The 25382-nt window shown below is 66.5% G+C and carries 22 protein-coding genes and 1 riboswitch; of the genes, 13 read left to right on the forward strand and 9 right to left on the reverse strand.

The genetic code is table 11. From position 1 onward, the window contains the following. Positions 1-295 precede the first annotated feature (295 nt). Positions 296-628, reverse strand: coding sequence for a heme-degrading protein HmuQ (hmuQ, locus tag MGN01_RS09200; protein WP_147046310.1), 333 nt, complete (start codon positions 626-628; stop codon positions 296-298). Positions 629-1058: 430 nt separating this feature from the next. On the opposite strand from hmuQ, the gene MGN01_RS09205 reads away from it, so the two are divergent. Continuing rightward, positions 1059-1475 (forward strand): helix-turn-helix domain-containing protein, encoded by a 417-nt coding sequence (locus tag MGN01_RS09205; RefSeq protein ID WP_147046311.1) that lies wholly within the window; start codon positions 1059-1061, stop codon positions 1473-1475. 20 nt (positions 1476-1495) lie between these two features. Here MGN01_RS09205 and MGN01_RS09210 read toward each other — a convergent pair whose 3' ends face one another. From MGN01_RS09210 to MGN01_RS09240, 7 genes are all read right to left on the reverse strand, one after another. Beyond that, positions 1496-2815 carry a cobyrinic acid a,c-diamide synthase CobB gene (locus MGN01_RS09210; protein WP_147046312.1) on the reverse strand — a complete coding sequence of 440 codons (1320 nt, stop codon included), beginning with the start codon at positions 2813-2815 and terminating at the stop codon, positions 1496-1498. Then, entirely contained in the window at positions 2812-3597 is a 786-nt protein-coding gene (gene cobM / locus MGN01_RS09215) for a precorrin-4 C(11)-methyltransferase (RefSeq protein ID WP_147046313.1), read from the reverse strand. The genes MGN01_RS09210 and cobM overlap by 4 nt, the downstream gene beginning before the upstream one ends. A gap of 137 nt (positions 3598-3734) precedes the next feature. Then, a complete protein-coding gene (locus MGN01_RS09220) occupies positions 3735-4151 on the reverse strand; it encodes a cobalamin biosynthesis protein (RefSeq protein WP_147046435.1) in 417 nt (138 codons plus the stop codon). Next, the gene (cbiE, locus tag MGN01_RS09225; RefSeq protein ID WP_147046314.1) at positions 4130-5365 is read right to left on the reverse strand and encodes a precorrin-6y C5,15-methyltransferase (decarboxylating) subunit CbiE; all 1236 of its coding nucleotides are present in this window, start codon (positions 5363-5365) and stop codon (positions 4130-4132) included. The genes MGN01_RS09220 and cbiE overlap by 22 nt, the downstream gene beginning before the upstream one ends. Positions 5366-5465: 100 nt before the next feature. Beyond that, positions 5466-6758 (reverse strand): oxalate/formate MFS antiporter, encoded by a 1293-nt coding sequence (oxlT, locus tag MGN01_RS09230; protein ID WP_147046315.1) that lies wholly within the window; start codon positions 6756-6758, stop codon positions 5466-5468. Between the two features lie 143 nt (positions 6759-6901). Continuing rightward, positions 6902-7774: a class I SAM-dependent methyltransferase gene (locus tag MGN01_RS09235; RefSeq protein WP_147046316.1), complete on the reverse strand. Its 873-nt coding sequence runs from the start codon at positions 7772-7774 to the stop codon at positions 6902-6904. A 17-nt stretch (positions 7775-7791) separates the two neighbouring features. Beyond that, positions 7792-9390 carry a gamma-glutamyltransferase family protein gene (locus MGN01_RS09240; RefSeq protein WP_147046317.1) on the reverse strand — a complete coding sequence of 533 codons (1599 nt, stop codon included), beginning with the start codon at positions 9388-9390 and terminating at the stop codon, positions 7792-7794. A 153-nt stretch (positions 9391-9543) separates the two neighbouring features. On the opposite strand from MGN01_RS09240, the gene MGN01_RS09245 reads away from it, so the two are divergent. The 6 genes from MGN01_RS09245 (at position 9544) to gluQRS (ending at position 15308) form a co-directional block, all read left to right on the forward strand. Continuing rightward, entirely contained in the window at positions 9544-9792 is a 249-nt protein-coding gene (locus MGN01_RS09245) for a hypothetical protein (protein WP_147046318.1), read from the forward strand. A 185-nt stretch (positions 9793-9977) separates the two neighbouring features. After that, positions 9978-10226, forward strand: a complete 249-nt coding sequence (locus MGN01_RS09250) for a hypothetical protein (RefSeq protein WP_238257929.1) — start codon at positions 9978-9980, stop codon at positions 10224-10226. Between the two features lie 211 nt (positions 10227-10437). Beyond that, a complete protein-coding gene (locus MGN01_RS09255; RefSeq protein ID WP_147046320.1) occupies positions 10438-12096 on the forward strand; it encodes an OFA family MFS transporter in 1659 nt (552 codons plus the stop codon). Between the two features lie 112 nt (positions 12097-12208). Next, complete coding sequence (gene htpG, locus MGN01_RS09260) at positions 12209-14098, forward strand: molecular chaperone HtpG (protein ID WP_147046321.1); 1890 nt, start codon at positions 12209-12211, stop codon at positions 14096-14098. Positions 14099-14151: 53 nt separating this feature from the next. Continuing rightward, the gene (locus MGN01_RS09265; protein ID WP_147046322.1) at positions 14152-14442 is read left to right on the forward strand and encodes a hypothetical protein; all 291 of its coding nucleotides are present in this window, start codon (positions 14152-14154) and stop codon (positions 14440-14442) included. Further along, complete coding sequence (gluQRS, locus tag MGN01_RS09270; protein WP_147046323.1) at positions 14418-15308, forward strand: tRNA glutamyl-Q(34) synthetase GluQRS; 891 nt, start codon at positions 14418-14420, stop codon at positions 15306-15308. Before MGN01_RS09265 ends, gluQRS begins: the two co-directional genes overlap by 25 nt. A 77-nt stretch (positions 15309-15385) precedes the next feature. Here the strand turns inward: gluQRS and MGN01_RS09275 are convergent, their stop codons facing one another. Beyond that, on the reverse strand, positions 15386-17458 hold the full coding sequence (locus tag MGN01_RS09275; protein ID WP_147046436.1) for a M23 family metallopeptidase: 2073 nt from the start codon (positions 17456-17458) through the stop codon (positions 15386-15388). A gap of 354 nt (positions 17459-17812) precedes the next feature. Next, positions 17813-18012: riboswitch (cobalamin riboswitch) on the forward strand. 114 nt (positions 18013-18126) lie between these two features. Between MGN01_RS09275 and MGN01_RS09280 the strand changes: the two genes are divergently transcribed. From MGN01_RS09280 to MGN01_RS09305, 6 genes are all read left to right on the forward strand, one after another. Further along, entirely contained in the window at positions 18127-20124 is a 1998-nt protein-coding gene (locus MGN01_RS09280; protein WP_147046324.1) for a TonB-dependent receptor plug domain-containing protein, read from the forward strand. Between the two features lie 4 nt (positions 20125-20128). Continuing rightward, positions 20129-21031 carry an ABC transporter substrate-binding protein gene (locus tag MGN01_RS09285; RefSeq protein ID WP_147046325.1) on the forward strand — a complete coding sequence of 301 codons (903 nt, stop codon included), beginning with the start codon at positions 20129-20131 and terminating at the stop codon, positions 21029-21031. Further along, positions 21028-22050, forward strand: a complete 1023-nt coding sequence (locus tag MGN01_RS09290) for a FecCD family ABC transporter permease (protein ID WP_147046326.1) — start codon at positions 21028-21030, stop codon at positions 22048-22050. The genes MGN01_RS09285 and MGN01_RS09290 overlap by 4 nt, the downstream gene beginning before the upstream one ends. After that, the gene (locus MGN01_RS09295; RefSeq protein WP_147046327.1) at positions 22050-22850 is read left to right on the forward strand and encodes an ABC transporter ATP-binding protein; all 801 of its coding nucleotides are present in this window, start codon (positions 22050-22052) and stop codon (positions 22848-22850) included. The genes MGN01_RS09290 and MGN01_RS09295 overlap by 1 nt, the downstream gene beginning before the upstream one ends. Beyond that, positions 22847-23812 carry a DUF6925 family protein gene (locus tag MGN01_RS09300; RefSeq protein WP_147046328.1) on the forward strand — a complete coding sequence of 322 codons (966 nt, stop codon included), beginning with the start codon at positions 22847-22849 and terminating at the stop codon, positions 23810-23812. Before MGN01_RS09295 ends, MGN01_RS09300 begins: the two co-directional genes overlap by 4 nt. A 170-nt stretch (positions 23813-23982) precedes the next feature. Next, positions 23983-25380, forward strand: coding sequence for a GntP family permease (locus tag MGN01_RS09305; protein ID WP_147046329.1), 1398 nt, complete (start codon positions 23983-23985; stop codon positions 25378-25380). Positions 25381-25382 lie beyond the last annotated feature (2 nt).

Consider the following 25382-nt stretch of genomic DNA (forward strand, 5'->3'; position numbering starts at 1 on the left):
ACCGCCCTGTAGCGCGGCCGTGCGTGCCCGCTGCCTCGCAGCTGCGCTGCGGGCATCGGTCGATGGTGCCGGGACTCGGACAAAGGTCGAGAAACGTTGATTAAAAATACATCAGGTCACGCGACGCACAGACAGAAACTGTGCGGCCAAGCTTGCGTGAAGAATACTTAGACACCGCTGGTGGAGGCTGGGGTTGCCGCAGCCCTCGCTTCACGCCTTCAGGACCGACCGCGGTTCGCGTCCTGGGATGTCGACGAGCCGGCGGCTCGCGTTGGCTCGCCGGCTCGATCGCCGTTCAGGCCACCGCAACGCTGCGCGTCGCCGAACCCTCGACAGCCTCGAAACCCTCGAATTGCGGGTGCCCGAGATAGAGCGGCTTGGTACCCGGGACGCGCCCATGGGCTTTGCGGAACTGCTCGGAGCGCGTCCAGGTCTCGAAATCCGCCTTGGAGCGCCAGATGGTGTGCGAGGCGTACAGCACGTGATCGTCTGCCTCCGGCCCGCGCAGCAGGTGAAATTCGACGAAACCGTCCATTTCTTTCAGGTGGCTGTCGCGACCGAGCCAGACCTGCTCGAAGTCCTGGGTGGCATCTTTGACCACTTTGAAGCGGTTCATGGCGATGAACATGCGGTTTTCCTCGGGCAGTTCGGCTTTCGTCCCAGGTTGTGGATCGCAATAGGCCGCAGTCACAACTCCAGAATGATTCCAATAAGTCTGGGGCCGTGTGGGCGTTATGCGGTGACGCAGGGGCCAGTACGGCGGATCAGCTGTTTGTGTACATTATTCAAGGGTTGCATTTTACAATGCGATCTATGATGAAGCTAAGCTGCGGCAATCGACCGCGACAGGCCTGGATTTCGTTGCCATCGGCGGCTGCTCCGCATCCGGTCCCCTAGGGATCGAGCCGTCCTGGCAACACCGAATCCGGTTGAATGCAAAAGAGGGAGAACGGCCGGCAACGTCCGGTCATTGGGCAATCCGCCCGCAGGTTCATGTGTTGCCCTCGAAGGTCCTCGAGATGCGCACCACCCTTTCGGCAGGACCGGTTTGATCGAAGATGCCAAAACAGACCACGGACGTCGATCGCCTCGTCGGCTTACGGATCACGGCGCTGCGGAAGGCGAGGGGTCTCAGCCAGACGGCGCTCGGGACAGCCGTCGGCGTGACCTTCCAGCAGGTCCAGAAATACGAAAAGGGGCAGAACCGCGTCGGCGCCGGCCGCCTGCGCGAGATCGCGCGCCTGCTTGAAGTGCCGGTCTCCGCCTTCTTCGAGGATGACGACGTGTCCGGCGAGGTCGAGGGCCGCTCGCACGATGTGTTCGGTTTCCTCTCCGCGCAGGGCGCGATCGAGGTGCTGCGCGCCTATGCGTCGATCGAGGATGACGACCTGCGCCGCGACCTGCTCGCGCTGGTGCGCACGGCTGCGCGCATGGACAAGAAGGCCAAACCCGAAGAGATGAACGTCGGCGCCTGAGGCCGCGCCGGGGTAGACGCTCAGCGCGTCTGCCCCGCGATCAGGTGAAAGAAGCTGCCGCTGACCCGGCCGCAGCGGTGCCCGGCACAGCCGAGCGAGACACCTTCCGCATCGGTCACGCGTGCCAGGGCATGCTCTGGGTCGGGCGGTTGGGTCAGCTCGGCGGCGTAGTGGAATTCGTGGCCGACGAGCCGGGCGCCGGCGCGCCCGAGCATCCCGTCCCCGAGCAGGGTGGCGACGCGGTAGCCCAGATGCAGCTTGCGCGCCTTGTAAGAAGTCGCGACGGGCAGCAGTTCGGCCATGGCGTGCCTCGTGCCGTCCGCGTCCTCCAGGCTCTGCCCGAGCACCATGTAGCCGCCGCACTCGCCATGCACCGGACGGGTCTGCGCAAAGGCGCGCAGGCCTTCGAGAAAGCGCGTCGCCGCCGCGATCCGGCCGGCATGCAGCTCGGGATATCCGCCAGGCAACCAGCAGCTGTCGCACTCCGCCGGCGGCCCCTCATTCGCAAGAGGCGAGAACGGCACGAGTTCGGCGCCCGCCGTGCGCCAGCCGGCGACGAGGTGCGGATAGAGGAACGAGAACGCGGCGTCCTTCGCCACTGCGATCCGCTGGCCCGGCGGAGAGGGCAGGGTACCCGCTGCCTCCGGCACACGGCCGCCCGCGGCCGCGAGGATCGCGTCGAGGTCGAGGGCGGACTCGCCGAGATCGGCCAGCTTTTCGAGGCGCTGCAGCAGATCGGCGGTCTCGCCGGCCTGGACGAGGCCAAGATGCCGTTCCGGCAGGATCAACCCGGCATCGCGCATCAGCACGCCGAGCACGGGAATGCCGATGCGGGCGAGCCCCGCCTCCACCAGCCTACGATGGCGCGGGCTCGCGACCTTGTTGAGCACCACGCCGGCGACGCGGATGCGCGGATCGTAATGCGCGCAGCCGAGCGCCACCGCTGCTGCCGATTGGGCCGCGCCAGATACGTCGAGCACGAGTAGCACCGGCCAGCCATAGCGCGCGGCGATGTCGGCATTGGCGCCGGTGCGGCCCTCTCCGGCAACGATGCCGTCATGCAGCCCCATCGAGCCCTCGGCGACGACGAGGTCGGCATCCCGGCCAGCGAGCGCTGCCGCGGTGTCGAGCAGCACATCCGGCATCGCGAAGCTGTCGAGGTTGATACTGGGATGACCGGTCGCCGCTTCGTGAAAGGCCGGATCGATGTAGTCCGGCCCGCATTTCGCACCGCGCACCGCGACGCCGCGACGGCGCAGCGCCGTCAGCAGCGCCAGCGTCACCGTGGTCTTGCCGGAGCTCGACCGCGGTGCCGCGATGACGAGCCCGCGCGCGCTCAAGCCTCGTCTCCCTTCGCACTGCTGCCGAAGCCGGGCCGGAAACGACGGTCGTAGCCAGTCGAATAGAGCGCGGATTCCGAGAAATCCTCGGGCTTCAACGCAGGGCCGACGAGGATCAGCGCCGTCCGCTCCAGCTTGGCTTCCGCTACCGATCCGGCGATCGTCGCAAGCGTTCCAGTCAGGATCTGCTCGTCTGGCCATGTCGCGCGAAACACCACGGCCGCCGGACACTCGGCGCCGTAGAACGGGATCAGTTCGGGCACGAGTTGATCGACGACGTGGATCGAGAGATGCAGCGCCAGCGTCGCGCCAGTGGCAGCGAAGGCGGCCAGTGTCTCGCGCTCGGGCATGGCACTGGCGCGTCCCGAGGTTCGGGTGAGCACGACGGATTGGGTGAGTCCGGGCACGGTCAGCTCCCGCCGCAGCAAAGCTGCCGCCGCCGCGAACGAGGGCACGCCGGGCGTCACCGTATAGGGGACCGCAAGGGCATCGAGCCGGCGAGTCTGCTCGGCCAATGCGCTCCAGACCGAGAGGTCGCCGGAATGCAGGCGTACGACGTCAAGTCCGGCCTCATGGGCCGCTGCCATCTCGGCGATGATCGCATCGAGATCGAGTGGCGCGGTGTCGATGATCCGCGCGCCCGTAGGGCACCAGGACAGGATCTCGGGCGCCACCAGGGAGCCGGCATACAGGCAGACCGGGCAGGCGGCGATGAGATCCCGCCCCCGCACCGTGACGAGATCGGCCGCACCGGGCCCGGCTCCAACGAAATGGACAGTCATGAGAGCCTGATCATCGGGCGCAGGTGATGTGAGCGCACCGCGACACACCAACCCCACATTCCTCATGCTGAGGTGCTCGCGAAGCGCCTCAGCATGAGAAGCGTTGGGGTTGCAGGTCACGGCAATTTCGATGTGCTCTAGGCGGAAACCGTCGCGAGCGCGAGGGTCGCACCGGCGCTGGCGATGCGGGGCAGGATCAGCACGCCGCCTGCACCGGCGCCGGCCAAGGCCGCCGCTTCCGCGAGCGAGCCGATGCCGCGCTCTGCCTCCATCCGCGCCGAGCGGGTCGGCACATCGGCGTCCACCGCGCGCAAAGCCTCCGCTGCGAGACCGATCGTCGCGCAGCCAAGCGTGTGGGCCGCGGCGTGAAAGGCGGCTTCGTCGGCGCGGTCTTCCGCGGTGGCGAGTGCACGCAGCCGGCTCGAGGCGTGACCGCAGGCTGCAAGCCCACGCCCGACCAACGTGACGATCTCTTCTGCCTGCGTGGCATGCCGAAACCCGACGCCGGCAACGATGTCGCGCGATGGCCGGCTCACGGCTTGGTCCAGATCCACTGCGTCACCGGCATCGCCTGCCGCCATCCGGTGAGGCCGCCGACCGGCGAAGCCTTGGCGACCGAGAGGCGGCGTAGGTCACCGCCCGTCTCGGCGAAGGCCGCGAGCAACACGGCTTCGCTTTCGAGCGTGACCGCGTTGGCGACGAGGCGTCCGCCGCTGCGCAGCGCCTCGCGGCCGGCGGCAAGGATGCCGGGATGTGAGACGCCGCCGCCGACGAAGACCGCATCCGGTGGCTGAAGGCCGGCGAAGGCGGCCGGTGCCTCTCCTTCGACGACGCTCACGCGCTCCGGCACACCGAGGCTGCTGGCATTGCGAACGATCCTTTCGGCCCTGTCGGGTCGCGCCTCGACCGCCAGCGAACGGTTGGACGGATGGCGCAGGCACCATTCGATCGAGATCGAGCCGGCGCCGGCCCCGACATCCCAGAGCAGTTTTCCTGCGAAAGGCCGCAGCGCTGCGAGCGTCACAGCCCGGATCTCGGCCTTGGTGAGCTGCCCATCGCTCTCGAACCAGCCATCGTCGAGCCCGGTCGCCAGCGGCAGCACCCGCGCGCCGGGCTCGGCCACAACCTCGATCGCGAGCGTGTTGAGCGGGTCGATGGCTTGGTGATGGAAGCCAGCGGCCTCAGCGGAAACGATTCGTTCGCGCGGGCCGCCCATGGCTTCGAGCACGGTGAGCCGGGATCGCGAGAACCCCCGTTCGACGAGCAGCGAGGCTACGGCAGCCGGCGTGCTGCCGTCCCAGGACAGCACCAGAACTTTCGCTCCCGGTTGGAGCGCGGGGATGACGCGGGTGAGGGCGCGGCCATGCAGCGTCAGGCATGCGGTTTCCGCCAGCGGCCAGCCGAGGCGCGCGGCAGCAAGGCTGAACGCCGAGGGTTGCGGATAGGCGCGGATCTCGGCTGGCGGCACCAGTCGGGCGATCTCCGCGCCGATGCCGTAGTGAAACGGGTCTCCGGTCGCGAGCAGGCAGGTCGGCCGGCCGCGCCGAGCAAGGATTTTTGGATAGGCCTCGCCGATCGGGCTCGGCCAAACGTACGTCTCGGCGGCGAGCGGGGCCGCCAGCGCGAGATGTCGCCGGCCACCCCAGACGACCTCTGCCGTATCGAGCGCGGCCGAGGCTGCGGGCGAGAGCCCGTCGCGGCCATCCTCGCCGATGCCGACGATGGTCAGCCAGGGCCGCGCTTCCTGCGGGACGGATGGCTCAGTCATCGAAGGGGCAGCGGCTGCTAGCGGACATGAAAAAACCGGGGTCGTGGAACGACCCCGGTTACGCGTCGCGGTTGGAATTGGCGAGTCGGCGCCGGCCGAGTTAACCGATCGCGGGCTTCGCCGTCAGCGACGAGGCAGCGCTCGGCGCTTCCTGCATCGGCCGGCCGAGATAGGCCCGGCGCGCTGGCTTGAGGACGAACCAGGCGAGCGCCGCGGTCACGAGGTCGAGTCCGATCGCGATGCAGAACACCGGCACCCAGCTCTCTGCGGAGTCATGGATCATCGCCGCGAACGGGCCGCCAAGCAGCGAGCCGACGCCCTGCGCCATGTACAGGAAGCCGTAATTCGTCGTGGCGTGCTTGGTGCCGAACGTGTCGGTCAGGGTCGAGGGGAACAGCGAGAAGATCTCGCCCCAGGCGAAGAAGACCACGCCCGAGAGCAGCGCGAAGGCATAGGCGTTCTCGCGGTAGACCAGCAGCAGGGCAATGGCGCAGGCCTCCAGGGCGAAGGCGATCGCCATGGTGTTCTCGCGGCCGATGTTATCGGACACCCAGCCGAAGAACGGTCGCGTCAGGCCGTTGGTGATGCGATCGAAGGTGAGCGCGAAGGGCAGAGCGGCGAAGCCGAAGACGAGGGCGTCGGCAACACCAAACTCTTTGGCGAAGGCCGCGAACTGGGCGACGACCATGAGGCCCCCCGTCGACATCATCGCCATCATCGCGAACATCAGCCAGAACAGCGGCGTCTTCAGCATTGGCCCCGGAGCGACGTCCTTGGCGGCGCTGGCAACCTTCTCAGCCGGGATTTCGGGCGTCTCGCCGGGCTTCGGCTGGCGCAGGCCGAGGGCCGCAACGAAGCCGACCACACCGAGGATCGCTCCGAACACGAGCAGCGTGTGGCGGTAGCCAGAGGCGGCGATCATGTCGGTGATCGGGAAGGTGGTGGCGATCGCGCCCATGCCGTATCCAGCGGCCACGACGCCGGCGGCGAAGCCGCGGCGCTCGGGGAACCAGCGCACCATCAGGCCGATGATGCCGACATAGACGATGCCGGTGCCGAGACCGCAGAGCACACCGTAGGTGGCATAAAGCCCGTAGAGGGAGTCGATCTGCGAAGCAGCGGCCCAACCCGCGCCGCTGAGCGCCGCGCCTAATGCGATCATGCCCTTGGCACTGAACCGGTCGATCAGCCAGCCCTGGGCCGGCGAGAAAAAGGTCTGCAGGACGATCAGGACGGTGAAGGTGACCTGGACCGCTGGAAGCCCAGCACCGGTCGTCGCTTGGAAGGGTTTGACGAAGAGCGTCCAGACATATTGCGGGCTCGAGATCGTCATCATGACGAGAAGCCCGAGCGCGAGCTGGATCCACCGTGTACTGTTACTTGTTGTCATCATTCTCTCCTGACGAAGAATGATCAGCAAGGGTTATGCCAGCGCGGCGTCTCGGTCAGGCAAACCTTCCTTATCATGTATTATTAAGCCGACCGCGGGTCTGACGCGCAAGCGGCTGCACGTCTGGTGCGCAAAATTATTCCGGCTCAGCGTCGCGCCGAGACCAGCCAGCAGGCAGCTCCGAGCCGCACGGCGCCGTCGTGGACCCGGGCTTCCAACGTGTCTGCGACGATTTCCCGTGCCCGTTCGCGCAGGGCTGGATCACGGTCGCGCAGGAGGCGCGCCACCGGACCAAGGTTGATCACGATATCGGTCGCTGCCTGCACAGCGCCTCTTGCCGGCCCGTCTACGGAACGGCTGAGGGTCAAGAGCCGGTCGATAGGCTCGCAGGCGATGTCTTGAAATCCCGCCTGCCCGAGGAGCGGCGACAGGGTGCGCGGATCTGCGAAGCGGAACGGGCCCGGTGCGTCCGTGGGCATCGCCTCGTAATCCGGCACAAGAGGAAGGACGACGTCGCGGGGCACCTGCACCCAGGGATTCTCCGCCAGGGCTCGCCAACACAGGAAAGTCAGCCGGCCGCCGGGAGCCAAGGCCCGGCAGATATTGGCGAAGGCAGTCACGGAGTCGTCGAAGAACATCACGCCGAAGCGTGACAGGGCATGCTCGAACGTACCCTGTCCGAAGTCGTTACTTTGAGCGTCCGCCTCGATCCACTCGATCGGCGCCGTCGTCGCGGGTTCGGCGGCAGCTCGCTGCCGGCCCACAGTGAGGAGCGGTTTCGAGAGGTCGGCGGCAACCACTCGGCCGCTCGCGCCCACCTGCCGCGCGGCATGCAGAGCGGTCTGCCCTGCGCCGCAGCCGATATCGAGCACCCCGTTCCCCGGGCGCAAGCCCGCCTGCATGAAGAGCGCTTCGGTGAGCGGTGCGAAGACCGCGTCGAGAGTGGAATGGCTGGCCGCCCAACGCTGGCCGACATCGCCGTTCCAGTACTCGGCTTGATCACGGTTCGCTTCCGTCACCGATTTCACCCTCGCCGCTACAGTCCAGCGGCGCCGCCGTCCGAGCGTGGATCGTGCGTCGCCTCGATCCGGCCGTCGCGCGGATGGCGGATCAGCATGCCGGCATGGCCGAGCGTGTCCATATAGGCGCCGCCGACCTCCTCGATGTCGTGGCCCATGGTGCGCAGGGCCGCGATGCAGCCGGGATCGAACCGATCCTCGACCTTCACGCTGAGAGATTCGGCGCCCCAGGTGCGGCCGAAGAGCAGGCGAGGCGCATCGACCGCATCGGCCGGTGCCATGCCGTAATCCGCATATCGCGAAAAGATCTGCGCCTGGAATTGCGGCTGCCCGTCGCCGCCCATGCTGCCGTAGGGCATGACGCGGCCGTCGTCGAAGGCCGCGATGGCCGGGATGAGGGTGTGGAACGGGCGCCGGCCCGGCTCCAGCGGGTTCACGGCGCTCGGATCGAGCGAGAAGGACATGCCGCGGTTCTGCCAGCAGATGCCGGTGGCCGGCAGCACCGTGCCCGAGCCGTATTCCCAATAGACCGATTGGATGAACGACACGGCCATGCCGCTGGCATCGATGGCGCCCATCCAGACGGTGTCGCCGTCACCGGGCTTCTTGAACGGGAAGGCGGCAGCGCGGTCCATGCTGATCGCGGCGGCCTCGCGAGCGAGGCGATCGGGCGTGAGGAACGTGGCTGGATCAACCTTCAGCCGGTCGAAATCCGTGACGACGCCGTCGCGCACCGTGAAGGCGCGTTTCGTTGACTCGATCAGCGCGTGATACCACGCCGTGCTCTCCGGCGACTTCACGTCGAGCCGGTCGAGAATGCCGAGGATCATCAGCGCCGCGAGGCCCTGCGTCGGTGGCGGGAAGTTGTAAATCGTGGCTCCCCGGCGTCTCAGCGAAAGTGCCGCCCGCTCCTTAGCCGCGTAGGCTTCGAGATCGGCACGTGTGACGGGTGCGCCGAGCCGCTCCAGATCCGCGGCAATCTCACGGCCGATGTCGCCGCGATAAAAGTCGTCGAGTCCGGCATGGGCAAGCTGTTCGAGCGTAGCAGCGAGCCTCGGCTGGCGCCGATTGCTGCCGGCCTTGAACGGCTTTCCACCGTCGAGATAGGTCGCGGCGAAATGCGGGGCGTCGTGGAGCGTGTCGAGCTCCTTCGGCACGTAGCGCTCCTCCGAGGGCGAGACCGGGCAGCCCTCCTTCGCGTGCCGTATGGCGTCGGCGAGAAGCGTCTCCAGCGGCAGCCGCCCTCCGAGAGCGCGGGCGAGGTCGAGACCGAGGCGCCAGCCGCCGATGGTGCCGGCGACCGTGATCGCAGCATCGGGCCCGCGTGAGGGCAGTGTGTCGTAACCCTTCTCGCGGTAGCGCTGGATCGTGGCGAGACGTCCCGCCGGGCCGCAGGCCTCGATGCCGCGCACCCGGCCGCCGGGCTCCCGGACCAGCCAGAATCCGTCACCGCCGATGCCATTCATGTGCGGGTAGACCACTGCGATGGTCGCGGCCATGGCCACCATCGCCTCGATGGCGTTGCCGCCCTGGGCGAGCACAATCTGCCCGGCCTCCGCGGCGAGACGATGGGGCGCTGCGACGGCGGCGGAGGAAAACACGGGCGTTTCAGGCATCGGAGGCTTCGATTCCGAGATGTCAGTTGTGACATCGGTTGAGGTTGACGCGGGATCAGGACCACGCAGCCGCGCTCAGGGCAAGCCAGACGATGACGATGATCCGCTGAGTTCTTAAGTCTGAGCAGGAAAGTGTCTGAGCGGGGGTGCCGGATGGCCGAAGGGATCACTTTCTCGGTCGAGGGCTTCGAGCACGTGGATGGACGTCTCGTAGCCATCACGCGCCAGCGCGCGAGAGGTCAGTCCGAGGCGCTCCTCCAGGCTGAGGCACTTGCGCGCAGGCTTCCTGGCGCGGCTGCCTTCGCGCTGCGGGTGAATAGGGATGGCAGCGAGGTTCGCACCATCCTGGGGGCGTTCGGCGACGTGCCGGACGACATCATCGATGGCCTTGCAGGCGGCTAGCCGAGCCGTTTTGGATCAGGTTTCGGAAATTCGCTGCGCCTTTGTGGGGTCGCGGGTCGCTGTGGCGAAAAGGAAACTGCGCCGGTCCAGCTCCGGTGAGATGATGTATTCGCGAATCGGCGAGACCTTCCAACATGAGACACAATGAGCGGACGCTTCTTCGGGAGCGCGTGAGAATACTTGTCTTGACGCATGCCCTGGAAGCAACGCTCAGTCGTCTCGTGACGCTCGGCGGCTCAAACGCGGAAGACGAGCTGAATCAGCTCGAACATCGTATTGCTGCAGCCAGCCGAACATTGGGAACGATGCCCGGTGACATGGCGCTGACCACGATGGTTGCCGTTGAAGATGCGGTCGCGATCATCCGCGGTGCGTTTGACCGCACGCATGACCGCTTGGAAGGCACGCTTGCCGCTTCAGCGATCGCTGCCTGAGTATCCTGCCTAGCTAAGCGGCACGTCCTGCCCGCCGCGGCGGCAGAATGCCGCGAATGAGTATTTTGTATAAATTTTTTCTTCTCCAGTTGCCAAATTTGGTTTGTGTCTATCCTGTGGCGACAGCCTAGCTCGGGTGTGGCGATCCGCGCGCGAGCGGCTGACGACGCAAATGGCCCGTGAGTGGCCAGCGCCTTGGAGAGACCAACCCATGACGACCCGCACTGCGGAGGCCGGCGGTATACCCGTTGCTGCCCCGAGCTGGCTTTCACGCGAACATACCGTTGCTAAAGCCGGCTTCAACCGATGGCTCGTGCCGCCTGCGGCGCTGGCGATCCACCTCTGTATCGGCATGGCCTACGGCCTGTCGGTGTTCTGGCTGCCGCTGTCCCGCGCACTGAGCGTCGGCCAGCCAGCCGCGAAGTCCTGTCCGAACATGAGCGTCTTCACGGCGCTGTTCACGACCACCTGTGACTGGCGAGTCAGCGACCTCGTCATCGTCTTCTCCATCGGCATCGTGGTGCTCGGCATCTCGGCCGCGATCTTTGGCGGCTGGCTCGAGCGGGCCGGCCCGCGCAAGGCGGGTATCGCTGCTGCGCTCTGCTGGGGCGGGGGCTTCCTCATCGGCTCGTTCGGCGTGTTCATTCATCAGCTCTGGCTGATCTGGCTGGGCATGGGCCTTATCGGCGGCATCGGCCTCGGTCTCGGCTACATCTCGCCGGTCTCGACGCTCATCAAATGGTTCCCCGACCGGCGCGGCATGGCCACCGGCATGGCGATCATGGGCTTCGGCGGCGGCGCGATGATCGGTTCGCCCCTCGCCGATATGCTCATCAACACGTTCAAGTCGTCGACCAGTGTCGGCGTCTGGGAGACGCTGGCCGTCATGGGCATCGGCTACCTCGTGTTCATGCTCGGCGGCGCCTTCGGCTACCGGGTCCCGCCGGCCGGCTGGTATCCCGCAGGCTGGACGCCGCCGGCTGCCAAGACCGGCATCACGACGGGTCACGTGCATCTCAACAACGCGCACAAGACCCCGCAATTCTGGCTGCTCTGGCTGGTGCTCTGCCTCAACGTCTCCGCCGGTATCGGCGTGCTCGCACTCGCCTCGCCGATGCTGCAGGAGATCTTCGGCGGCCAACTGATCAACCAGCCTGACGTTGGTTTCTCGGCGCTCGACGCGGCCGGCAAAACGCAGGTCGCCGCTATCGCGGCCGGCTTCGTCGGTCTTCTCTCGCTCGCGAACATCCTGGGCCGCTTCTTCTGGGCCTCGATGTCGGACAAGCTCGGCCGTAAGCTGACCTACGCGATCTTCTTCGGCCTCGGCATTGCCCTCTATGCCGGCGCTCCCTGGGCGGCGGGTCTCGGCTCCACCGTTCTGTTCGTCGTGTTCTTCTGCGTGATCCTGTCGATGTATGGCGGCGGCTTCGCCACCATCCCGGCCTATCTCGCGGACGTCTTCGGCACCCAGTTCGTCGGCGCCATCCATGGCCGGCTGCTCACCGCCTGGTCGACCGCAGGCGTCGTCGGCCCGGTGCTGGTCACCTTTATCCGCCAGCAGCAGGTCGATGCCGGGCTGCAGGGCCTCCAGCTCTACAGCCGCACCATGTACGTGCTCGCTGGCTTCCTCGCCGTCGGTTTCATCTGCAACCTCCTCGTCCGGCCCCTCGCAGCGAAGTGGTTCATGAGCGACGCCGAAGTGAAGGCGCTGGACCGGGGGAGCGTGATGACGGCCCGGACCACCGGCAACTCCGCGATCGGCGGCGGCGGTCTCTCCATCATGGCAATCGCCGCCTGGGCTGTGGTTGGCATCCCCATCGCCTGGGGCATCTTCAAGACGCTCTCCAAGGCGGCGATCCTGCTGCACTAACAAAGAAAATTGGGCGGCCTCCAACGAGGCCGCCCTTTCCATATGAGCCAATTGAAATGCGCCGGGTCAGACGGCATATCCCCCGCGGAATTTCGACGTGGGAGACAGACCTTTGAGCGAGACGGATACCGTCAACGCGAATGTGGAGCGGCATGAGTTCGGTGCGGAGGTTGGGCGGCTGCTCGATCTCGTGGTTCATGCCCTCTACTCGGATCGCGAGATCTTCTTGCGTGAGCTCGTTGCCAACGCGGCCGACGCAACCGATCGCCGCCGCTTCGAGGCGCTGACCAATGAAGCCCTCGCACTGCCGGCGGATGCCAAGATTCGCATCGCCCCCGACAAGGACGCGAAGACGCTGACGATCTCGGATTCTGGGATCGGCATGTCGAAAGAGGATCTCGCCAAGAATCTTGGCACCATCGCACGCTCCGGCACGCGCGCCTTCTCGCAGGCACTTGGCGACGCCAAGCCCGCCGAAGGCTCCGAGGACAACCGCCCGAGCCTGATCGGCCAGTTCGGCGTCGGCTTCTACTCGGCCTTCATGGTGGCCGACCGTGTCACCGTCACCTCGCGCCAGGCTGGCACCGACGAGGCATGGCGCTGGGCCTCCGATGGGCAGGGCAGCTACACCATCGAGAAGGCCGAGCGCGATCAGGCCGGCACGGACATCGTGCTCGCCCTCAAGGACGACGCTGGCGAGTACTTGGAGAGCTACCGTCTCGACCACGTCGTGAAGAAGTGGGCCGACAACATCGCCGTGCCGATCGTCATCGTCGGCGAGGAGGGCAAGGAAGAGGCGGCCAACCAGGGTACTGCGCTGTGGCGGAAGTCCAAGTCCGAGATCACGGACGAACAGTACAAGGAGTTCTACCGGACGGTCAGCCACAACTTCGACGAGCCCTGGGCCACGCTGCACTGGCGGGCCGAGGGCGCGCTGGAATTCTCGGGCCTGCTCTTCGTGCCGGGCATGAAGCCGTTCATGCCTGTGGAGGACGACCGCCGCTCCAAGGTCCGTCTACACGTCCGGCGCATGTTCATCACCGACGAGGCCGAGCTGCTGCCGAACTGGCTGCGCTTCGTGGCAGGTGTGGTCGACACCGACGATCTGCCGCTGAACGTCTCGCGCGAGATGCTGCAATCGACCCCGGCCCTCCAGAAGATCCGCCGTGCCGTGACGACCCGCGTGATCAACGAGCTGTCCAACCGCTCGAAGAACGCCGAGAAGCAGGACGAGTACCTCAAGTTCTTCGAGAACTTCGGTCCGGTCCTCAAGGAAGGCATCTACGAGGATTTCGAGCGCCGCTCTGAGATTGCTCCGCTGCTGCGCTTCCGTTCGACCACGCAGGAAGGCTGGACGACGCTTGCCGACTACGTCTCGCGGATGAAGCCGGAGCAGGAGGCGATCTACTATCTCGTCGCCGACGACGCCGAGGCCGCGAAGAAGTCGCCGCAGCTCGAGGGCTTCGCTGCCCGGGGCGTCGAGGTGCTGCTGCTCTCGGACCATGTCGACGCCTTCTGGCCGGAGCAGCTCGGCAAGTTCGAGGAGAAGAACCTTCGCTCGGTGACGCAAGCTTCGGCCGACCTTGCCAAGCTGAAGCCGGAGGGCGAAGACGCCGATACGCCAGAGGCCGATAAGCTCGTTGCCGCACTGAAGCTCGCCCTGGAGAAGGACGTCTCCGAAGTGCGCACCACCGACCGTTTGGTCGACAGCGCCGTGGTGTTGGCCTCGTCCGGCATGGGTCCCGATCTGCAGATGCAGCGCCTGATGCGCCGCGCCGGCCGCGGCTTCGGAGGCGGCATGCCGGTGCTGGAGATCAACCCGCGCCATCCGCTGATCCAGGCGCTCAGTGCCCGGGCGGAGGCCGGCGAGGACATCACCGAGTCGGCTGGCACGCTGCTCGACCTCGCCCGAATCCAGGACGGCGACACGCCGCGTGACCCGATCGGCTTCGCCCGCGCCGTCGCGGCGGCGTTGGCGGGGACGGAGAAGGCGGCGGGATGAACGAACACGGCGGCCCGTTGACAGCCGGGCCGCCGCCGAGAGAGGTGAGGGCAATGGCCTCCGATGCATTGCCCGAACCGACTTCCTCCCACCGAGACGGTCCGATCGCGCTGGCTATTGCTGCCATCGTGTTCGCAACGGTTGCGATTGGCGCGCTGGTGCAGGGAGCACCGCGTGAGCCGGCACTGGCTACGGTGGTGTTTCCTGACAGCGATCCGACCTGCGCCGAGTGGAGCGACGGCTGCCGCGCCTGCATGCGCACGCCGGACGGTTCCGTCTGCTCGACTCCGGGCATCGCCTGCACGGCCGGCCAACAGGAATGCCTGCGCCGCAAGACGCCGTGAGCGTACCGCTCCTCCGCTTCGCCCCGAGCCCCAACGGCCGCCTTCACTTCGGCCACGCCTATTCCGCCTTGCTCAACGATGATGTCGCGCGGCGGCTAGGCGGCCGCTGCCTGCTGCGGATTGAGGACATCGATCCGGGCCGCTCCCGTCCTGAACTGATCGGCGCAATCGAGGAGGATCTGGCCTGGCTCGGGCTTACCTACGAACGGCCCATGCGGCGCCAGTCGGAGCATATGGGCGTCTATCGCCGGGCGCTCGATCAATTGATCGAACGACGCCTCGTCTATCCCTGTTTCTGCTCCCGTGGGACGATCCGGGCGCGCGTTGCGCAAATGCAGGCGGCTGGCACGCGCATCATTGTCGATCCCGACGGCACCCCGATCTACCCCGGCACTTGCCGTACCATGTCGGATGAGCAGTCAGCGCAGCTTCGTTCACGAGGCGCGCCGCATACTTGGCGGCTCGACATGGCCCGCGCGCTCGATGTGGCGCCGTATCCTTTCGGTTTCCGGTGTTTCGAGCCGGATGGCTCTGGAGCGGACGTTCCAGCCGATCCTTCGCGCTGGGGCGACGCCGTGATCGCCCGCCGAGATGTGCCGACGAGCTACCATCTCTCCGTCGTTCTCGACGACGACGCCCAAGGCATCAGCCACATCGTGCGCGGGGCCGATCTGCTCGCAGCAACCGATCTGCACGTTCTGTTGCAACGTCTGCTCGGCTTGCGCTCGCCAGCCTATCATCACCACCGGCTGATCATGGCGGAGGACGGCGAAAAGCTCGCCAAGTCGCGCGGATCGGAGACGCTCGGCGACCTGCGCGCGCGTGGTGTCACCTCGGCTGAAATCCGAGCCAAACTTGGGTTCTGAGTGACCTCGCTGCTGACACCCACCACCTCAGCATGAGGGACGCTGACGGTACCGCCCGCTGGAACACTCCAGTGTGCTCACCGCATGGCGTCGCGCTGTGCCATCGTCGTGGCGCTCTTCGACTTTTGCATCGTCGCCTCGATCTGGTCGCGTTGGCGCTTGAACTCAGCGAGCAGGCGTCCGTCGAGTTCGCGGCCGCGGGGCACGCGGATCTTCAACGGGTCAACGAAGTGGCCGTTGATAATCACCTCGTAGTGCAGGTGGGGGCCAGTGGAGAGGCCGGTCGTTCCCACGTATCCGATAACTTGACCCTGAGTGACGCGCACACCCTCTCTCATGCCGCGTGCGAAGCGCGACATGTGATTGTAGGTGGTGATGTAGCCGTTGATGTGCTGGATCTCGACGCGCTGACCGTAGCCTGATGACCAGTCGGCTTTGATCACGGTGCCATTGCCGGCGGCGAGGATCGGGGTGCCGATCGCGTTCGCCCAGTCGACTCCGGTATGGAGCTTGGCGTAGCCGAGCACTGGATGGCGGCGATAGCCGTAGCCCGAGCGCAGGATTCCGTCGGCGATCGGCTTGCGCATCAGGAACTTCTTCAACGAGCGGCCCTGCTCGTCGAGATAGTCCACCGACCCGTCGTCGGGCGACTGGAAACGATAGATCTTGCGAACGTCGCCGCCGAGATTGAGCGAGGCGTAGAGCAGTTCCGGCCGCTCGTTGGCGCTCGCGCCCGAATCTTCGTCGTAACTGTAGAACACGTCGAGGCTGTCGCCGGTCGAGATCCGGCGCTGGAAGTCGACGTCGTAGCTGAAGACCCGGACGATGTCTTCGAGCGCCGCTTTCGGAATTTCGTGCCGCGCGGCTGTCTCGTAGAGGCTCTGGTAGAGGCGCGGGCCAGAGCCAGTCTCTTCTTCGTCGTCATCTTCATCGGCCGTGTTGGCCTGGGGCAGCGGCTTGCCGGCCTGGACCTCGTCACTCGGTGGAGCCACAGAGACAAAGCTGCCGCGGTCGTTCATCGCAGCGATCGCCTCGACACCCTTCTCGCCGTAGAGCACCACGCGCGTGACGCGCCGACCATCACCAGGCTTCGGCCCGGGCGCGATCTGCACACGGAACTGCTGACCCTCGTTGAGGGCGGCCGTCTTGGTCTTGCCGCCCAGTGCCGTGACGATGCCGCGGATCGCATCGTCGTCCGCCAGACCGGTCGCCTTCAGGATTGCCTCGATCGTATCGCCGCGCTTGAGCGCGAGGTCACGTTCCTCCACGAGGGCCGTCTCGCCCGTCCTGAGTTCGACCTTGCTGAGACTGGTGACGTTCTCGGGGACCACGAGGACGTCGATGGACTTGAACGGGCTGGCATCTTTTCCGGCAATCCCGGCTGTGTCGAACCCGGCAGAGGCGGACCCCGGCTGCAGCGTGCGCGAGAGCATGATTTGCGGCGCGATCGGCAGCGCAGTGCGCCGGCCGGCCTCTGCGGTGAGGCGGCGGTCCTCCTCGACCTGAGCCGTAACGTCGTCGTCGGTGAGCGCCGGGGCGCTCGCATCCATCGGCAGGTCGCTGAGATCGCGCTTGATCACGCTGACCTCGGCACCGGGGCCATCCGCCGCTGCGCCGGGATCCGATGCGCGGTCCTGCGGCTCCTCCGAAGTGATCTTCATCGGATCGAACTTCGGCACGTCGGTGGCGAACACGCCCGTCTGCATCGACAAGGTGGTTGAGACGCGCACGAACGGCTTGACCTTGATGATCTCGCGGTCGCCGAGCCGCACCGTTACCGGCGTGCGGAAGGTCTGCTTGGCGGAGGCGATCATCAGGTTGCGCACGAGGCGGTCGCCCTTGTGCGCAACGCTGGCACCGTCCTCGCCGACCTCGCGCTGAGAAGAGAGGGTTACCTTCTCGGGAATTGCAGCAAAGGATGCGCCGCTCGTCAGCGAAACCCGGATTGCCGCGCCGAGCAGCGCTGCGCCAGTGATACCGGTGAGCGCGCTGGCGCAGAGCCACCGCACGTTGACGTCGCGCCGGTCGACCTGCGTCGCCTCGCCGCCAGCCATGTTGAGCGGCGGCTCGATGCCGCGCTCGAACAGACGCGAGGGCCGTCCTGTGGAGGGGCCGCGCGCCTCGCCGATCTTGAGCCGCTCGCGGGTCAACGGCGTACCATGGTCAAGGGTCTCGGGCTCCAGGACGGGAGGTCGCCCGATGCGGGGAAGCCGGTCCGGTGCGGGCACGGTCGTGCCGGGCGGATCGGCTCTCGGTTCGAGCGAGGGGCGTCACTCATCGTGTCGAGGCCCAGCGTGTCGAGATTGAGGCGCGGGGCAGCTTCGGAAGCGATCCGCACCGGTTCCTGACGGACGGTGCGACGGCTGCCGGACCGACGCCGTCTGCGCCACCATCTAGCATGGATGGCGTGCTCGGCGTCTACCATGTGCTGTCACTGCTCGGCGACACATCAGATCTTATGCGTTGCTTGGACTTTGGACTGTATTGACGGGCGAACGACCCTGCGCCTAGCTGATCCTGACGGTTCCCTCCGGGGATCAAAAGGGAACGCGGTGAGGGGCTTTAGGCCCGATACCGCGGCTGCCCCCGCAACTGTAAGCGGCGAGCCTTCCGCCACCTGTGTCACTGGGTTCCTCGACCCGGGAAGACGGATGGAAGGCAGCGACCCGCGAGCCAGGAGACCTGCCGTCAGTCGTGGTCACACGCGAAACACGCTGGGCGGGGTGCCCTGGTGGGTGTCGAAGCCTCCGGCTGTGCCCGTGTGGTGAGACCTCGTTCGCGGTGACGTGCCACTGCCGTCGCCCGAGGTCGCTTTCCTGTGTTGCATCTCAGTCCAAGAGCGCTCAAGCGCACGCTCTGGTCATGCGTAGCGTTTACGCTTCTCGACAGCCTACCGGCGTTCGCTCAGCAGACGATCACGCCCCTCGCGAATGCTGGCCCTGGGACGGCGGACACGCTCGAAGAAATCTCGGTCAGCGCGACAGGCGTGCCGACACCGATCTCGCAGACGGGATCGAGCGTCACGGTGCTCAGCGCGGAGACGCTGGAGCAGCAGCAGCGCCGTACGGTGTCGGACGCGCTCCAGCAGGTGCCCGGCCTCAACATCGTGCAGAATGGCGGTCCCGGCGGGCAGACCTCGGTCTTCATCCGCGGCGCGAACCCGAACCACACCAAGGTTCTGATCGACGGGATCGATGCGAGCGATCCATCCAACGCGAACGGCGCCATCGACTTTGCTCATCTGCTGACGGACGACCTCGCGCGCATCGAGGTGCTGCGCGGGCCGCAGAGCGGGCTCTACGGTGCCGACGCCATCGGCGGCGTCGTCTCTTTCACCACCAAGCGTGGCGAAGGGCCGACCAAGATCGCAGCCCGCGTCGAGGGAGGCTCCTACGGCACCTTCAACCAAAGCAGCCGCCTCAGCGGCTCGCAGGACGGATTCGACTACTCGGTCTCGGTGGCCCATTTCCGTGCGGCGGCGACGCCCGTTACGCCGCTCGACCTCGTGCCTCCTTCCGGGCTGCGCCGTCCGAACTACTACGACAACGAGACCGTCTCGGCGAAACTCGGCTACCAGGTGACGGATGAGTTTCGCATCAACTCGACCACTCGGTTCAGCAACGCGACGCTTCGCTTCAATACCGACGATTACAGCCTCTTTCCGGCCCCCGTTCAGTTCGGAACTCTTCGGAACCAGCAAGGTAACCAGCAGCTCTTTTCGCGCAACGAGGCCGAATGGACCCCGGTCGCGGGTTTTCGAAATGTCTTCGCCGTCAACTATTCGAATTTGTTCAACCGCAACACCGGCGACATCTACAATCCGCTGAGCATGCTTCCGACGGACAGCACCGGCGAGCGGCTGCGCTACGAGTATCGCGGCGACTATCTGCTTTCGCCCGGCAACCTGATCCTGTTCGGCGCGCAGCGTGACGAAGAGCGCCTATCCACCTTCGACCCGAACCCCTTCGGGACCGGCGAGTCGAAGGCGCGCAAGGGCAACACCGCGGGTTATATCGAGGCGCAGCTCACGCCCTTCGATCGCGCCGCCCTCGTCGCCAACCTGCGCCATGACGAGAACGACGCCTTCGGCCCCGCCACAACCTTCCGCGTGGCACCGAGCTATGTCCTGCCGTTTTCAGAAACCCGCCTTAAGGGCAGCGTCGGCAGCGGCTTCAAGACACCGACGCTGTATCAGCTCTACTTGAACATCCCGACGATCGGGCAGATTGCCAACCCAAATCTGCGGCCCGAGGAGAGCCTCGGCTACGATGCCGCCTTCGAGCAACCACTCGGCGAACGAGTGCTCGTCGGCGCGACTTACTACCATAACGACTATAGGAACCTGATCCAGACCGAGTTTCTGCCGGGCTTCCAGTACCGTTGGGTGAATGTCGGCCGGGCCGAATCCTACGGAGCGGAGGCGTTCGCCTCGGTCAAGTTCACGGACACTCTGTCGGGACGGCTCGACTACACGAATACTGTCACGAAGGACGAAGTGAGCAACCTCGAACTCCTGCGCCGACCGCGCCATAAGGGCAGCGCAACGGCGCTCTGGACGCCGATGCCCGGCCTGACGCTCAGCGGCACCCTCGTCGTGATCGGACCCTTCGTCGATGGCAACCGCGACTTTTCGGTGCCGCGCCTGAAGAACCCGGGCTTCACCACCATCAACCTCGCGGTGAACTACGACATCGACGAAACCGTGAGCGTCTTCGGACGGGTCGATAACCTGTTCGACCGCCGCTACGAGAACCCGACCGGGTATCTCGGACCGGGCCTCGCCGTGTATGGCGGTGTCCGCGTGAGCACGTTCTGAAACGATGCGAAGCCTGACCCTCCTTGCGACCCTGCTAGCGGCCTGCCTAGCTGCCCGCAGCGTTGCGGCTGGAGAACTGGCTCTGCCGGTGCACCCGGCGCGCGTCGTTTCGATGAATCTCTGCGCGGACGAGCTTGTCCTGCGCCTCGCCGATCGCGACCAGATCACCGGCGTCACCTGGCTCGCGCGCGATCCCCGCGGTTCGTCGGTGTTCGCCGAGGCGGTCGACGTGCCCCGGACGCGCGGCCTGTCCGAGGAGGTGCTCGCCCTGCATCCGGACCTCGTGATTGCCGGTGCCTTCACCACGCGGAGCGCCGTCGGCATGCTGACGCGCATCGGAATGCCCGTGCTCGAACTTGGTGTGCCCGGCGACTTCGACGGCGTTCGGGCTCAGATCCGAAAGGTCGCGCAGGCGCTCGGTCATCCCGATCGCGGGGAGGCCTTGGTCGCGGATCTCGACAGGGGGCTCGCCGAAGCCACCGTGGCACCTCGGCTGCTGCGCGCCCTGGTGATGCGGCCGAACGGCTTTACCGTCGCACCCGGCTCGCTTGGGGATGCCGTCATCCGCGCCGCCGGTCTCGTCAACGTCGCCGCAGAGATCGGTCGGGACCGCTTGGGCCAAGTGCCCCTCGAAGCAGCCGCCTTCGCAGAGGCGGATCTCATCGTCCTCGACGATGCCAGCACCGAAACGCCCTCGCTTGCCGACGCGCTGCTGCATCATCCCGTACTGGAGCGGCTTCGCCAGGAGGGGCGGACCGTGTCGATCCCGAACCGGCTCTGGAACTGTCCGGGGCCGCAGGTCGCGGAGGTGGTGAAGCGCCTTGCCGAGGCGGCAAGGGCGCGCACGGCAGGCTACCCTCTCCCGAAGACGGGCGAGCATTTCTTGCCTGCTGGCACCCTCCAATGAATGCGCCACTGTCGCCGCTCGTTCAGCGATCTCACCCCGGCCGGTGGCTCGTGCCGAGCCTGGCCCTTCTCGTCGCAATCCTCGTCATCGTCTCGATCTCCAGCGGGTATGCCGCTTTCGATGTGCCGGCCGCGGCCGCTGATTGGCTCGCGGGCCGCAACACCTTGCAGGCCCTCGTGTTCTGGGAGTTGCGCCTCCCACGGGCGCTGCTTGGTGCTCTGGTTGGCTTCAGCCTCGGTCTCACGGGGGCCGTGATGCAGGGCTATCTCCGCAACCCGCTCGCCGACCCCGGCATCCTCGGCATCTCCTCGGCTGCGGCACTCGGCGCGGTCATCGTATTTTACAGCGGCATGGCGGGTGCGCTCAGCCTCGCCCTGCCGCTTGGAGGGATCGCCGGCGCCGCCGGGGCGGCGCTTGCCATCAACCTGCTGGCGATGCGCGGGACCGGCACGCTCGGGCTCATCCTCGCGGGCGTCGGCCTGTCGAGCCTTGCCGGCGCGCTGACGGCGCTGGCGCTCAACTTCGCGCCGAACCCCTACGCGGCCCTCGAGATCGTCTTCTGGCTGATGGGTTCGCTCACGGACCGCAGCATGGACCATGTCTGGCTCTGCCTGCCGCTGATGGTGATCGGCTGGTTGATGATGCTCTCTACCAGCCGAGCCCTCGACGCGCTCTCGCTCGGTGAAGACACCGCCGCCAGCCTCGGCTTCGACCTCGTCTCAGTGAGGCTGCGCATCGTGACGGGGGCCGCGCTGACGGTCGGAAGCGGCGTCGCAGTGAGCGGTGCAATCGGCTTCGTCGGTCTGGTGGTGCCCCATCTGGTGCGTCCGCTGGTCGGTGCCCGGCCTTCGGCGAGCCTGCTGCCGAGCGGGTTCGCAGGTGCCGCTCTCGTCCTGATCGCCGACATCGCCGTGCGGCTGCTGCCGGCACGACCGGAGCTCAAGCTCGGTGTGGTCACGGCGCTCGTCGGTGCGCCGTTCCTGATCGGCCTGCTGTTCCACCACCGGGGAAGAGGCTGATGCGCCTCGCGGTGGAGCATGCCGTCATCCGCCTCGGCGGTCGCACGATCCTCGACGGTGTCAGCCTCGCCGTGGGGCCGGGCGAGTTCGTTGGCCTCGTCGGACCGAACGGCGCCGGCAAAACCACCTTGCTGCGCCTGCTCGCCGGCCTGATCACGCCTGATGCCGGTCGGGTCACGATCGATGGCCGACCGCTCGATGGCGTGACGCGCGATGAGCGTGCCCGGCGCCTCGCTGCGTTCTTCCAGAATGCTGGCATCGGCTGGCCGATGCGCGTGCGCGAGATCGTCGCCCTCGGCCGCTTGCCCCACCGCCGCGCCTTCGCCGCCGAGAGCACCGCCGATCACGTGGCTATCGCCCGCGCCATGGCGGTGACCGAAGTCGCAGAACTCGCCGAGCGCATCGAGCCGACGCTCTCGTCTGGCGAGCGCATGCGGGTGCTGCTCGCCCGCGCGCTTTGCGTCGAGGCCGAGATGCTGCTCGCCGACGAACCGATCACCGCCCTCGATCCGGCCCACCAGCTCGATGCGATGGCTCTGCTGCGTCGGGTCAGTCACGACGGCGCTGGCGTGATCGCCGTGCTGCACGACCTCACGCTCGCCGCGCGCTATTGCGACCGGCTCGTGGTCCTGGACAGGGGCCGCATCGTCGCAGACGGTGCTCCCGCGACAGCGCTCGCCGACGATCTGCTGCATGCCGTCTTCGGCGTCACCGCCGAGCGCGGGACTCATGCGGACGGCGGCGCATACGTTCTTCCTTGGGCGCGCTCGCAGCAAGCTTCGGGAAAGACACGGCCATGACGATCGCCACCACTTCGGAGATAGACGATGTCCGTGCCGTCGAGGCGCTGCTGCGAGCCTGCCTCGCCGACCCGGAGACGGGCTGGAGCGTCGGCAGCTTCGGCGCCATTGCCGAGTTCATGCGCGACTCGGACGAGACCGTCACCGAGCTGTCCGATGGACGCCTCGGCATCTACACCTCGCGCGGTGCCGTCGCCTTCAGGCCGATCCCCGGCCTGCGGCCGGCGGCCTACGAGACCGCAATCAATTCCGGCTGGAATCACGCTATCGCTCTCTGCCTGCCGGAGGAGGCCTGCGCGATGGCGCGCCGGACGGTCGTGACCGAACTCGGCCCGGACAAGGATGCCGCGCGGCCAGAGGATCGCGACGCAATCCTGTTCGATCTCGGCCTCGACCTCCTCGCCGTCGACGCCTGCGTGCGCTCGGCGGAAGCGGAGGTCATCGCGTGCCTGCGAGCAGGGACTGGCAAGCCGGTCTTCGACCACGGCAGCCCAATCGGTCCGCGTCTCGTGGAGATGAGCCCCCACCGCGTCTTCATCGGCCGGGCCGGTCGCGTCGAGGTCTTCCAGCCGATCCCGCCGTCCGACGGAAAGAGCCCCGACGGACCGCACACCCACGTCATGCCGAAGCTTCTGAAGCTCGGACGGACCCATGCGGCGACGACGCCGATCCCGGAGGGTTTCGTGCCGTTCGCGGGCATCCATCCGGCTCACCCTTACAAGGACGCCCTCGGCCAGCGCATCCCCTTCCTGCAGGAGCGGGTCGATGCTTTTCAGGCGCTGCTCGACCGCTGGGGCGATCCGGAGCTCGTGGCCGCCAAGCGGCATGTCGCCGAGGGTGGCGATTCGAATGCGATCGGCCCCGGACGCCACCTCCAAGCTGCCCGCCGCGTCGCCGAGAACCAAGCCCGCTACCGCCGCGGCGAGACGTTGGAGATTACTCCGGACGAGGGGGAGGCTTAGGCTGGGCAGGAGCGATCTGGCGACGATTTCGAGAACGCGGCGCTGATTTCGTTACCATTGCCGCGATTGCAACGAGCATGGCTTCGAAAGATCGAGGCCATGCAGTCATCCCTTGACTCCCGGCACGCCGACCTTCGACAGAAATGGCTTGGCTTGCCTCAGGATTCTCGATGAGCTTCGTGGTCTGCCTCGCGGCTTTGTTCTTCCTGATGGCGGTCGCCTATCGGGGTTTCTCCGTCATCCTGTTCGCGCCGATTGCGGCGATGGCGGCAGTGCTGGTTACCGATCCGGCCGCCGTGCCGACGATCTTCTCCGGACTGTTCATGGAGAAGATGGTCGGCTTCCTGAAGCTGTATTTTCCGCTCTTCCTGCTCGGCGCCGTCTTCGGAAAGCTCATTGAGATCTCCGGCTTCGCCCGCTCGATCGTTGGCGCGGTCACAGGGCTGCTCGGGCAGGGCAGGGCGGTCGCGGCGATCGTCATTGTCGGTGCGATCCTGACCTATGGCGGCGTCTCGCTCTTCGTGGCGGTCTTCGCGGTCTATCCATTCGCTGCCGAGTTATTTCGGCGCAGCGACATCCCCAAGCGCCTGATTCCCGGCACTATCGCACTTGGCGCTTTCACCTTCACGATGGACACCCTGCCGGGCACCCCGCAGATCCAGAATATCATCCCGACAAGCTTCTTCAGGACCGATGCTTATGCCGCCCCGTGGCTCGGCATCATCGGCTCGATCTTCGTGTTCGTGCTCGGCGTAAGCTGGCTTGAATTTCGTCGTCGCAGGGCGGCGGCGGCCGGCGAAGGCTATGGCGCTGATCATGCCGAGGAGCCGGCTGCGAGCGAGGACAAAGTCACGATCCATCCGGCGATCGCGCTCCTACCGCTCATCATCGTCGGACTCGGCAACAAGCTGCTGCTGTCTTTGATCACCGCATCCTACGGCACAGAGGCTTCGGCAGCGCTTAACCCCGAGATGGCCGCGCATCCGGTCACGGTCCAGGTGAAAACGGTCGCGGCAATCTGGGCGGTCGAAGGCGCGCTGATCCTCGGCATCCTCGCTACCGTGCTGCTGGGCTTCCGTAACCTCGCGAGCCGCTTCTCCGAGGGATCCAAGGCGGCGGTTGCCGGTTCACTGCTCGCTGGCATGAACACCGCAACGGAATACGGTTTCGGCGCGGTGATCGCGGCCCTTCCGGGCTTCAAAGTCATCTCGGATGCGCTCTCCGCGATCCCGAATCCCCTTGTGAACGAGGCGGTGACGATCAACGTGCTGGCCGGCGTCACCGGCTCTGCCTCCGGTGGCCTGTCGATCGCGCTGGCCGCGCTCGGAGAGCGGTTCGTCCAGGCGGCCCAGGCCTCCGGCATCCCGCTGGAGGTCATGCACCGCGTCGCGTCGATGGCAAGCGGCGGCATGGATACGTTACCGCACAATGGTGCGGTGATCACATTGCTCGCCGTCACCGGGCTGACGCACCGGCAGTCATACGGCGACATTTTCGCGATCACCTGCATCAAGACGCTGGCGGTGTTCTTCGTAATCGGCGTGTATTACGCGACAGGACTGGTTTGAAG

The sequence above is a fragment of the Methylobacterium gnaphalii genome, assembly GCF_007992215.1.
Lineage (GTDB): Bacteria > Pseudomonadota > Alphaproteobacteria > Rhizobiales > Beijerinckiaceae > Methylobacterium > Methylobacterium gnaphalii.

Excerpts from the sequence above, each read along its gene's own strand:
- MGN01_RS09255 (WP_147046320.1), top strand. The coding sequence starts at position 10,438 with ATGACGACCCGCACTGCGGAGGCCGGCGGTATACCCGTTGCTGCCCCG.
- MGN01_RS09240 (WP_147046317.1), bottom strand. The coding sequence starts at position 9,390 with ATGCCTGAAACGCCCGTGTTTTCCTCCGCCGCCGTCGCAGCGCCCCAT.
- MGN01_RS09205 (WP_147046311.1), top strand. The coding sequence starts at position 1,059 with ATGCCAAAACAGACCACGGACGTCGATCGCCTCGTCGGCTTACGGATC.
- MGN01_RS09305 (WP_147046329.1), top strand. The coding sequence starts at position 23,983 with ATGAGCTTCGTGGTCTGCCTCGCGGCTTTGTTCTTCCTGATGGCGGTC.
- oxlT (WP_147046315.1), bottom strand. The coding sequence starts at position 6,758 with ATGATGACAACAAGTAACAGTACACGGTGGATCCAGCTCGCGCTCGGG.
- MGN01_RS09290 (WP_147046326.1), top strand. The coding sequence starts at position 21,028 with ATGAATGCGCCACTGTCGCCGCTCGTTCAGCGATCTCACCCCGGCCGG.
- MGN01_RS09295 (WP_147046327.1), top strand. The coding sequence starts at position 22,050 with ATGCGCCTCGCGGTGGAGCATGCCGTCATCCGCCTCGGCGGTCGCACG.
- MGN01_RS09300 (WP_147046328.1), top strand. The coding sequence starts at position 22,847 with ATGACGATCGCCACCACTTCGGAGATAGACGATGTCCGTGCCGTCGAG.
- gluQRS (WP_147046323.1), top strand. The coding sequence starts at position 14,418 with ATGCCTGCGCCGCAAGACGCCGTGAGCGTACCGCTCCTCCGCTTCGCC.
- cbiE (WP_147046314.1), bottom strand. The coding sequence starts at position 5,365 with ATGACTGAGCCATCCGTCCCGCAGGAAGCGCGGCCCTGGCTGACCATC.
- MGN01_RS09245 (WP_147046318.1), top strand. The coding sequence starts at position 9,544 with ATGGCCGAAGGGATCACTTTCTCGGTCGAGGGCTTCGAGCACGTGGAT.
- hmuQ (WP_147046310.1), bottom strand. The coding sequence starts at position 628 with ATGTTCATCGCCATGAACCGCTTCAAAGTGGTCAAAGATGCCACCCAG.
- cobM (WP_147046313.1), bottom strand. The coding sequence starts at position 3,597 with ATGACTGTCCATTTCGTTGGAGCCGGGCCCGGTGCGGCCGATCTCGTC.
- MGN01_RS09265 (WP_147046322.1), top strand. The coding sequence starts at position 14,152 with ATGGCCTCCGATGCATTGCCCGAACCGACTTCCTCCCACCGAGACGGT.
- MGN01_RS09285 (WP_147046325.1), top strand. The coding sequence starts at position 20,129 with ATGCGAAGCCTGACCCTCCTTGCGACCCTGCTAGCGGCCTGCCTAGCT.